1 protein-coding gene is annotated in these 2,220 nt (G+C 39.8%); it reads left to right on the forward strand.

The window, feature by feature from the left end; all coding sequences use genetic code 11:
* Nucleotides 1-187 (forward strand): hypothetical protein (locus tag FTV34_RS17835; RefSeq protein ID WP_218949383.1); only part of this gene is annotated, 187 nt, incomplete at its 5' end.
* Nucleotides 188-2,220: the final 2,033 nt, after the last annotated feature.

Consider the following 2,220-nt stretch of genomic DNA (forward strand, 5'->3'; position numbering starts at 1 on the left):
GTTCCTGCGATCTGCGTGCGCGAAAACATCTGAAAATTTGCCAAGTTTAAAAAAGCCTGAGACGATGGCTTTGCCAAAATATGAAATGAGCTTTGTTGTGTTAATCGTGCAACGAGCAAAACTTTCTAAACTTTTTTTTTCGGTTCGTGTGCATGAGACAGCCATCTCATTGCTAAAGACCGTGTAGCTGCATACGTGAGAAATCTAGTTGGTGCGGCTGCGAAGGGCACTGGACAGTGAGATTCTGTTCTTTGACCCAATCACTCTTAATTGGCTGTGACGTATGAAATCGTTGTGAGCCGATCAAATAGTTGGGCGACACTGAAACGGGACCCTTGGTGACAAGGGCAAACCCTGCTTAACAGAGAGTGTGAGTATCTTCATGGAATGATAGATGCGTTAGGAACACACGTTTACCGCTTCAATTCCTTAACAGGGTGGTATGCGTTGCGCACAGGTGGGCTTATGAGAGTATCGCGAGGTACTAGGGGCACGAGGAGAAATCTGGACTGCTCGGTACTCAATGATTAACCAAATTGATTTGTCGTGATGACATATTTGATTAGTTATTGAGATCTATGGATAGCTCAAGCCTGTAACAGTGACACTAAGGAGATTCAAGAGATTGGATCAAGCATGTTGCTTTGCGTAGGTTAAGTGCTTTACCCGTAATGAAATTTAATATCGGTTAATAATGGGAGTTTTTGGAACTCTTATCCCAAAAAAAAGGAATGGCTGATATCAGATGGAACGGATAAGCGTACTGACCGTCTATTTCTTTCGAAATAGACAAAGACTGTTAACGCTAAAGTGGGAATCTCTCAAGCCAATGATTAGATGTGGTGGCTCCACACTATAGGCTTTTGGACCGAAAACACTACGCGAGAGTGCTATAAGGTTTTATTAATGAGAGAGGGAGAGTTGCTGAATAGATTTAATTTGGTTTTATTTACAGATTAATTAGGTCACTTCGAGCGAATAAAAACGTAAGGGGTGGGTGAACGAAAGGCAATACGGTGCATAACCGGACTGAGAAAACAAAGTTTGTCAGGGGAGAGGTGTGGCAACCTCGGCAGCTATGAAATGCGGCAAGCCTGTTTGGCACGGGAGAAAGTGAATAGACGTTAAACATCCTGAAGTAGCGGTCGGATGAATAATATTTCATGAGTATTCACTAAGATAAGAAAAAAGCGTTGGTTACGTTGAAGTTTGCGCTTTGAAATCACCCAGTTGTTCCGGAGACGGATCTGCTGCTGACTGATTTTTGCGATGATGCAGCATGCTGCTAGTGGGATGATGTTATATAAAATCGTGATTGTGGAACTAAAACACAATTTGAAGTGTGTACTTTGTGATGTGTAGAAGTCAGGGCCAGCTTAGTCTTGATGGAGGATCCATGAGAGTCGCTTCCACTGGAAACAGTGAAGATGTCGTAAGTTGATAACTGCGAGTTCGTTCTAGTCGCGAACTCAATAAATGATTAGCGTTAAGCGCGTTAGTTTCGTGAATTTGAACACGGCAAATCAAAAAACAAGGCGGTCTCCTTAGGAGGCCGCCTTACCTTTTCCTAAAAGCTCATCATTTGCGTTTTAAGCACGTTTTCCTCATCGACATAGGATTCATCATAGTAATCAGTGAAAAATCGCGCATACCCCCTATTTTTTGCGTCTAATCGTTATTACAGAGCGAGTGTCTACGAGCGAACATACAAAAAATCGCGCCTAGACTCTCTGAAAAACAATTTTTTAATATCAAAATCTTAAAAACAGTAAATCACTTGCAGAAAATTGATGTCTAGACCGAGCGAAGCGAGCAAAAAAGCTTTATGAGCGAAGCGAATTCATTCTTGCTTTTGCTTTTTTTCAAATTCACGAAAATATAGGCCAAAAAATTGCCCCTCGAATCGAGCGAAAGCGAGATTCAATAGAGTTTGAGCGTAGCGAAAACATAGGGCAATTTTTCATTCCCTAAGCTTTTAATTATTTTTAATGTTTTTAAATGCTTTTATAGTTCATTAAGTGACTGTAAATAAATAATTTAATAGCTTATAAAGATAGGTTTAAGGGGTTATAAAGATAGGTTTAAGGGGTTATAAAGATAGGTTTAAGGGGTTATAAAGATAGGTTTAAGGGGTATTTGAATAGTTAAAATATTGACTATTTAAAATAGTAGATATATAACCTAGTTAGATGAATAAACAACCTTATAATTATGACGAGT

Origin of the sequence: Acinetobacter sp. YH16038 (assembly GCF_013417275.1) — a bacterium.
Classification (GTDB): domain Bacteria; phylum Pseudomonadota; class Gammaproteobacteria; order Pseudomonadales; family Moraxellaceae; genus Acinetobacter.